The organism is Kitasatospora sp. NPDC049285, from assembly GCF_040678815.1.
Classification (GTDB): domain Bacteria; phylum Actinomycetota; class Actinomycetes; order Streptomycetales; family Streptomycetaceae; genus Kitasatospora.
On the sequence record NZ_JBFAQR010000057.1, the window covers coordinates 39731 to 47426 of the forward strand.

General features: G+C 71.8%; 6 protein-coding genes and 1 pseudogene. 4 read left to right on the forward strand and 3 right to left on the reverse strand.

Annotated elements, in window-relative coordinates; genetic code table 11:
- Positions 1-44 precede the first annotated feature (44 nt).
- Both AB0K51_RS27905 and AB0K51_RS27910 read right to left on the reverse strand, forming a co-directional pair.
- On the reverse strand, positions 45-941 hold the full coding sequence (locus AB0K51_RS27905) for a carbohydrate ABC transporter permease (protein WP_363459911.1): 897 nt from the start codon (positions 939-941) through the stop codon (positions 45-47).
- The gene (locus tag AB0K51_RS27910) at positions 938-1786 is read right to left on the reverse strand and encodes a sugar ABC transporter permease (RefSeq protein WP_363459920.1); all 849 of its coding nucleotides are present in this window, start codon (positions 1784-1786) and stop codon (positions 938-940) included. The genes AB0K51_RS27905 and AB0K51_RS27910 overlap by 4 nt, the downstream gene beginning before the upstream one ends.
- A gap of 493 nt (positions 1787-2279) precedes the next feature.
- On the opposite strand from AB0K51_RS27910, the gene AB0K51_RS27915 reads away from it, so the two are divergent.
- The 4 genes from AB0K51_RS27915 (at position 2280) to AB0K51_RS27930 (ending at position 7312) form a co-directional block, all read left to right on the forward strand.
- Positions 2280-3329 carry a substrate-binding domain-containing protein gene (locus tag AB0K51_RS27915; protein WP_363459912.1) on the forward strand — a complete coding sequence of 350 codons (1050 nt, stop codon included), beginning with the start codon at positions 2280-2282 and terminating at the stop codon, positions 3327-3329.
- A 120-nt stretch (positions 3330-3449) separates the two neighbouring features.
- Complete coding sequence (locus AB0K51_RS27920; protein ID WP_363459913.1) at positions 3450-5015, forward strand: sugar ABC transporter ATP-binding protein; 1566 nt, start codon at positions 3450-3452, stop codon at positions 5013-5015.
- Positions 5012-6046, forward strand: a complete 1035-nt coding sequence (locus AB0K51_RS27925) for an ABC transporter permease (protein ID WP_363459914.1) — start codon at positions 5012-5014, stop codon at positions 6044-6046. The genes AB0K51_RS27920 and AB0K51_RS27925 overlap by 4 nt, the downstream gene beginning before the upstream one ends.
- 222 nt (positions 6047-6268) lie before the next feature.
- The gene (locus tag AB0K51_RS27930) at positions 6269-7312 is read left to right on the forward strand and encodes a LacI family DNA-binding transcriptional regulator (RefSeq protein ID WP_363459915.1); all 1044 of its coding nucleotides are present in this window, start codon (positions 6269-6271) and stop codon (positions 7310-7312) included.
- A 53-nt stretch (positions 7313-7365) separates the two neighbouring features.
- Here AB0K51_RS27930 and AB0K51_RS27935 read toward each other — a convergent pair.
- A pseudogene (locus tag AB0K51_RS27935) lies at positions 7366-7605 on the reverse strand (urease subunit gamma); the annotation flags it as partial.
- Between the last annotated feature and the right edge of the window lie 91 nt (positions 7606-7696).

The following is a 7696-nucleotide window of genomic DNA, read 5'->3' on the forward strand; positions in this document are numbered from 1 at the left end:
CGGGTTCCTTGCTGTGGTGGTGGGGTGAGCGAGGTGACGGGGAATCACTCCTTGACGCTTCCGGCGGACAGCCCGGACTGCCAGAAGCGCTGGAGGAAGAGGAAGGCGACGACCAGCGGGACGATCGCCAGCAGGCTCCCGGTGACGACCAGGGGGTAGAAGCCGGTGGTGGTGGCACCGCTGCCGGCCGCGCCGGTGGCCAGCGCGTTCCACTGGTTGAGGCCGACGGTCAGCGGGAACCACTTCGGGTCGCTGAGCACGATCAGCGGCAGGAAGTAGTTGTTCCAGGTGGCCACCAGCGCGAACAGCAGCACGGTGACGAAGCCGGGGGCGAGCTGCCGCAGCGCGATGGTGAAGAAGGTCCGCAGCTCGCCGGCGCCGTCGATGCGGGCGGCCTCGAGCATCGAGTCGGGCACCGCCTCGGCGGCGTACACCCGCATCAGGTAGACGCCGAACGGGCTGACCAGGGACGGCAGCAGCACCGCCCACGGCGTGTCGGTGAGGCCGGCCTTGCTGAACAGCAGGTAGGTGGGCACGGCCAGGGCGGTGCCGGGGATGGCGATCGCGCCGAGCACCACCGCGGAGAGCGCGGTGCGCCCGCGGAAGCGGTACTTGGCGAGTCCGTAGCCGGCCGCGGTGGCGATGAACGCCGCGCCGCCCGCGCCGACCACCGCGTACAGCAGCGTGTTGGCGAACCAGCGCAGGTAGATCCCGCCGTCGTAGCTCAGCACGTCCGCCAGGTTGTCGAACAGGTGGAAGCCGTGGCCGAACCACAGGCCGAAGCCGTCCATCAGCGAGGCGGTGTCCTTGGTGCTGGCCAGGAACAGCCACACCAGCGGGAGCAGGGCGTAGCCCAGCATCAGCGCCATGGCCAGGGTGAGCGTGTTGCTGGCGCGGCGTCGGTTGCGACGGCGGCCGGCGGTGTTCTGACGTGTCGTCACCGGCCCGTCCCCTTCCGCATCGAGCGCAGCTGCACGGCGTAGGCGACCACGGCGGTGACCCCGCCGAGGACCACGGCGACGGCTGCCGAGTAGTTGAACTGCTGGCCGTTGAAGGCCAGGTTGTAGGCGTACATGTTGGGCGTGTAGCTGGTGGAGACCACGCCGGGCGCCAGCGACTGCAGCACGTTCGGCTCGTTGAACAGCTGGAAGGTGCCGATGATCGAGAACACCGTGGCCAGCACCAGCGCCGGTCGCACGGCGGGGAGTTTGATGCTCCACGCCTTGCGGAACTCGCCCGCGCCGTCCAGCTCCGCCGCCTCGTACAGCTCGGCCGGCACGATGCGCAGCGCGGCGTAGAGGATCAGCATGTTGTAGCCGGTGTACTCCCAGGTGACGACGTTGCCGATGGAGGCGAGCATCCAGGACGGGCCCAGCAGGTCGGGCAGCTTGGTGCCGAAGAAGTCGCCCAGCTGGCCGGCCAGTCCGAACCGGTCGCCGTACAGGTAGCCCCACATCAGCGAGGCGACCACGGCGGGCACCGCGTACGGGATGAACAGGCCGATCCGGAACAGGCCCGGGCGGCGCAGCCGGCCGCTGTCGACCGCGAGCGCGGCCACCAGCGCGAGGCCCAGCATCACCGGGACCTGCACCACCAGGAAGAGCAGCACCCGCCACAGGCCGGCCCGGAACAGCTCGTCGCCCAGCGCCCGCCGGTAGTTGTCCAGGCCGACGAAGACCGTGCCGCCGATCAGCCGCTCCTGGAACAGGCTCAGGTAGGCGGCGTAGCCGAGCGGTGCGGCCACCCCGATCACGAACACCACCAGGAACGGCGCGAAGAACGCCAGGCCGTACCCGCCGTGGTTGCTGCGGCGGCGCGCCCGGCGGCGGACCGGTGCGGCGGCGGGGGCGGGGCGGGAGGGTGGCCGAGAGGGGCCGGGCGTGAGGGTGCGCTGCGACGTGCTCAAGGGGAGGGCCTTTCGGCGGATGTTTACGCCAACATGACGTTGGCGTTGAGTGTTGACCCGGTGTTGCCGGGGCGTCAAGCCGTCGTCACCTCGTGATGCGGCTTCGTGATCGGACCGCGGCCGGCGCGAGCGCCCCGGCCGGTTGGTGAATCCGCAGGTCAGGGCGGACGTCGAGGGGGAGTGTCGCCCGGCTGTGGGAGCAGAAAAGCAACCGACGGGTAGGTCACGACCGGGTATCAGGTAGGTGCGTGGCTTGACTGCGACGCGGGGCCGCCCGTCTCATTGTGGCATCACGTTTGATCGTGTTCGGTTGTCTGTTGACTTTCGTGCGCTCTGCCGATCGGTCCAGACTCCTGCGCCAAGGAGCATCCCCATGACTCGAACCTCCCCCACCCGTGCCCTCGCCCCGGCGGCCCTGCTGCTCGCCCTCGGTCTGGCCGCCACCGCCTGCTCCACCGGGAAGCAGAGCGCCGCCGCAGACGGCCAGGTCGCGCCCGTCACCGGGAAGATCTCGATCACCTACCTGCAGAAGCAGGGCGACCAGGAGTACTTCGTCGGCGAGGCGGCCGGCGCCAAGGCCAAGGCCGCCGAGCTCGGCATCGACCTGAAGGTGGTGAACCTCGGCAACGACGCCAACAAGACGGTCAGCGAGGTGCAGTCCGCCGTCGCGCAGAAGTCCGACGGCCTGATCATCGTGGTGCCGGACCCCGCGGTCGGCCCGCAGGTGGTGCAGACCGCCCGGGACGCCAAGGTCGCGCTGCTCACCTCCGACGACCAGATCTGCGCCAACGGCCCCGACCCGTCCGCCTGCGCCAAGGAGCAGCTGGTGCCGCGGATCGGCTTCTCCGGCGCGCAGATGGGCGGCGAGGTCGGCAAGCGCGCCGCCGCGGAGTTCAGGAAGGCGGGCTGGAACCCGGCCGAGACCCGGACGATCTCCGCCTGGAAGCAGGACGTCACGGTCTGCGGTGACCGGGTCAAGGCGGCGAAGGACGCCTTCGCGGCGGGCGCGGGCGCCGAGGTGAAGAACATCGACGTCGCCACCGACAACACCCCGACCGGCGCGCAGGACAAGGTCGCCGCGACCGTCACCGCCAACCCGGGCGTCAAGCACTGGGTGGTGTGGGGCTGCAACGACGAGAACGTGCAGGGCGGCGTCACCGCGCTGGCCAACGCCGGGGTCAAGGCGGACGACGTGATCGGCGTCGGCCTCGGCGCCTACCTGGCCTGCAAGGACTGGAACAGCGGGCAGCCCACCGGCATGAAGGCCGCGCTGTTCATCAACGGCAAGGACGTCGGCGCGCTCGCCGTCCAGACCATGTACGACCGGCTGAAGAACGGCAAGGAGATGCCGGCCGAGGCGTTCGCCCCGACCAAGATGGTCGACGCCACGAGCTGGAAGGACGCCGGCGTCAGCTGCGGCTGACCCAGGCCAGGCCGGCCCCGACCGCCCCGACCGGGGCCGGCCCCGCGACACCCCCGGCCCGCACGCCCCTGCCGGGCCGGGGGCCCCACCGCCCGACCGAACGCCCCGAGGTGACCCGCCATGACCACCCCACCCGTACCCTCCGCGTCCCCGCCCGCCTCGGCCGGCGTGGTCGGGCTGACCAAGCGATTCGGCGCCGTCCAGGCCCTCGGCGGGGTCACCCTGGACTTCCCGGCCGGCCGCGTCACCGCGCTGATGGGCGAGAACGGCGCCGGCAAGTCCACCCTGCTGAAGATCCTCACCGGCGACCACCGCCCCACCGAGGGCCACCTGCTGGTCGACGGCCGCCGCATCGACCTGCGCTCCCCCTCCGAGGCCCGGGCCGCGGGCATCCGGATCATCCCGCAGGAACCCGAGATCATCCCGCACGTCTCGGTCGCCGAGAACGTCTACGCCGGCGCGCTGCCCCGCCGCGCCGGACGCCGCCTGGACCGCGCCGAACTGCGCCGCCGCATCCGCGCCGACCTGGACCGCCTGGGCTTCGCCGGCGTCCTCGACCCCGACCTGCTCGGCTCCGAACTCACCCCCGCCCAGCGCCAGTTGGTGGAGATCCTGCGGGCACTCACCGGCCCCGCCAAGCTGATCGCCTTCGACGAGCCGACCTCCTCGCTCTCCGAGCAGGAGACCGAGGCCCTGTTCGCCCTGATCGGACGGCTGCGCGAACAGGGCGTCGCCGTCGTCTACGTCTCGCACCGGATGCAGGAGATCTTCCGGCTCGCCGACCGGATCGCGGTGCTCCGCGACGGCGAACTCGCCGGCGTCCAGGACGCCCGCGACACCGACGAGGGCGCACTGGTACGGCTGATGGTCGGCCGTGACCTGACCTCGGCCTTCAGCCGGCGCCGGGTCGCCACCGACCGGCTGGTGCTCGACGTGCGCGGCCTGACCACCGACCAGGTCCGCGACATCGACCTGCGGGTGCACGCCGGCGAGGTGGTGGGCCTGGCCGGACTGATCGGCGCGGGCCGCTCCGAACTCGCCCTCGCGCTGGCCGGCGACCTGCCGGTCCGGTCCGGCACCGCCACCCTCGACGGCCGGTCGCTGACCGGCGGCGGCCCGCGCGCCGCGATCCGGGCCGGCCTGGCCCTGGCCCCCGAGGAGCGCAAGGCGCAGGCGCTGTTCCTGCACCGCTCGATCCGCGACAACACCTCGCTCGCGGTGCTCGGACGGCTGCGCCGCCTGCGCTTCGTACGCCGCGCCGCCGAACGCGAGCTGGCCCGCGGCTACGCCGAGCGGCTGCGGGTGCGCACCCCCTCGATCGAGCAGGAGGTCCGCACCCTGTCCGGCGGCAACCAGCAGAAGGTGGTGCTGGCCCGCTGGCTGGCCCGCGAGCCCGCGCTGCTGATCCTCGACGAGCCGACCCGGGGCATCGACGTCGGCGCCAAGGCGGAGATCTACCAGATCATCGCCGACCTGGCCGAACAGGGCGTGGCCCTGCTGGTGATCTCCTCCGAACTGCCCGAACTGCTCGGCCTGGCCGACCGGATCGTGGTCATGCAGGACGGCCGGATCACCGGCGAGCTCGACCGCTCCGCGGCCACCGAGGAGGCGGTCCTGCAACTCGCCATGGCCGACGACCTCCGCCCCCACGCCACTGCCGTCCCCGCGCAAGGAGAGCCCGCATGACCACCCTGTCCAGCCCGCCGACCCGGTCCGAGGCCGCCCGGTCCGCCCGCGCCGCCCGCCGCGGCCGCCCGCTCGCCGCCCTCGGCGGGCAGAACCTCAGCCTGATCGGCGCCCTGATCGCCGTCCTCGCCGTCTTCGGCACCCTGAACGACAACTACCTCAGCCTGACCAACCTCCAGGTCATCGCGGAAGCCGCGACCATCACCGGCCTGCTCGCCGTGGTGCAGACGGTGGTCATCATCTGCGGCGGCCTGGACATCTCGGTCGGCTCGCAGGCCGGAGTGGCCTCCGTGGTCTCCGCGATGGCCTTCACCTCCGCCGGCTCCAACGCCTTCGCGGGCATCGCGGCGGCGCTCGGCGTCGGCCTGCTGGTCGGCCTGCTGAACGGCGCGGTCATCGTCTACGGCCGGGTCAACCCCACCATCGCCACCCTGGCCGGCCTCGCCGCCTACAAGGGCCTCGCCCAACTGCTCTCCGACGGCCGGGCCCAGGGCTACGTGCTCGGCGACGACGTCTTCGTCTTCCTCGGCCGCGGGAAGATCGGCGGACTCCCCGTGATGGTGTGGCTGCTGATCCTGGTCGCGCTCGCCGTGCACGTGCTGCTGAAGTACACCGACCTGGGCCGCAACCTCTACGCCGTCGGCGGCAACGACACCGCCGCCCGCCTCGCCGGCATCAGCATCAACAAGTACCTGATCGCCGTCTACGGCCTGATCGGCGTGGTCGCCGCCGTTGCCGGCGTGCTGCTCACCGCCCGTACCGGCAGCGGCCAGCCCACCTCGGGCAGCGAGGGCCTCGAGCTGAAGGCGATCACCGCGGCCGCCCTCGGCGGCTGCGCGCTCAAGGGCGGCAAGGGCGGCGTCGGCGGCACCCTGCTGGCCGTCGCCCTGCTCGGCGCGCTGGAGAACGGCCTCACCGTGCAGGGCATCAACTCCTTCTGGCAGAACGTCGCCCAGGGCGCCCTGCTGGTGGCCGCGGTGGTCATCCAGCAGCGCCGCAGCGGCGAACGGGCCGTCGGGCTACCCGCCTGACGTCCCCCCGGATCCCCGTCCCCACCACCGCCGGGCCCGCCACGGGCCGCTCCACGGGCGTAGCAGCCCGGGCCGGCGGGCGGGGGCGGACGGCGGGCGGCCGTTGAGGGTCGGCCCACCCGCCGCGAACACCGCCCCGGTTGCTGCCGGCAACCGGGGCGGTGGTTTTGCCGCGCCCGCGTCCCGCTACCATGTTCACGCAGACATGATGGAGGGACCGGTATGGACCAGCAGACGCCCGGCGGGATCGCCCGCGGCAAGTCCCGGCCGCCCTCGCAGGCCGACGTCGCCGCCCTCGCCGGGGTCTCCTCGCAGACCGTGTCCCGGGTCGCGAACAACCGCAGCAACGTCGAGCCGGAGACCCGCGACCGGGTGCTCTCGGCCATGCGGATCCTCGGCTACCAGCGCAACAGCGCGGCCCGGGCACTCACCCTGGGCCGCTTCCACGTGCTCGGCGTGGTCACCTTCGACGTCACCGCGCAGGGCAACGCCCGCACCCTCGCCGCGATCTCCCGCGCCGCGCAGCGGGCCGGCTACTCGCTGAACGTCGTGTGCGTCGAGGACCAGACCGAGCGCGCCGTGCAGCAGGCCGTCCGCCAGCTCACCGACCAGGCCGTCGACGGCCTGGTGGTGATCGAGGCGCAGATCCTCGACCGGCCCGGCTTCAGCGTCACCTCCGGCGTCCCGGTGGTGGTCGCCGACGGCGACCCCGAGCGCCGCTTCCCCTCCGTCGACACCGACCAGGCGGCGGGCGCCGCGGCCGCCACCCGGCACCTGCTCGACCTCGGCCACCGCACCGTCTGGCACATCGGCGGCCCGCACGACTCCTACGCCGCCCGCCGCCGCGCCGCCGCCTGGCACGCCACCCTGAAGGCGGCCGGCGCGCCGACCCCGCCGCTGCGCTACAGCGACTGGACCGCCGCCGCCGGCTACCGGATCGGGCAGGAGCTGGCCGCCCGCTCCGACGTCACCGCGGTCTTCGCCGCCAACGACCACCTGGCGCTCGGCCTGGTCCGCGCCCTGCACGAGGCCGGCCGCCGAGTCCCCGAGGACGTCAGCGTGGTCGGCTTCGACGACCTGCCCGAGGCGTCCTACTACCTGCCGCCGCTCACCACCGTCCGGCAGGACTTCGAGGAGGTCGGGCGGCTCTGCGTGGCCCGGCTGCTCGCCCAGATCGAGTCCCCGGACGACCCGGCCTCGGCGGGTCCACCGGTCGCGGTCACGCCGCAACTGGTCGTCAGGTCCAGCACCGCGGCGCCCTCCTGACACGCCGTCGGCGGGTGTCGCCCCAGGGGCCAGGAATCATTGATATAGCCTCCTTAAACGATTGGGTGATGGACTGTTATTAACTTAGTACCATCTGGAAAAGTTGCTTCAATTTCAAGTTCTGTAATCATGTTAGCTACGCCATCCATGACATCTTCCTCGTTTAAAATTGTTTTTCCATAGCTCATGAGTTCAGCTACCGTTTTACCATCACGCGCGCCTTCTAATAATTCATCACTGATTAAAGCAAGTGCTTCAGGATGATTAAGTTTAAGTCCTCTTGCTTTTCTCCTGCACCAGGCGGTAGACGGTGAGTTGCGCGGTGGCGGGGACGTGGGTGTGACCGCCGTGGACCTCCAGCCGGGTCGGCAGTCCGGCGGCGCT

Bases quoted from the DNA above. Each gene is read 5' to 3' on its own strand.
- AB0K51_RS27915 (WP_363459912.1), top strand. From the start codon at position 2,280: ATGACTCGAACCTCCCCCACCCGTGCCCTCGCCCCGGCGGCCCTGCTG.
- AB0K51_RS27920 (WP_363459913.1), top strand. From the start codon at position 3,450: ATGACCACCCCACCCGTACCCTCCGCGTCCCCGCCCGCCTCGGCCGGC.
- AB0K51_RS27925 (WP_363459914.1), top strand. From the start codon at position 5,012: ATGACCACCCTGTCCAGCCCGCCGACCCGGTCCGAGGCCGCCCGGTCC.
- AB0K51_RS27930 (WP_363459915.1), top strand. From the start codon at position 6,269: ATGGACCAGCAGACGCCCGGCGGGATCGCCCGCGGCAAGTCCCGGCCG.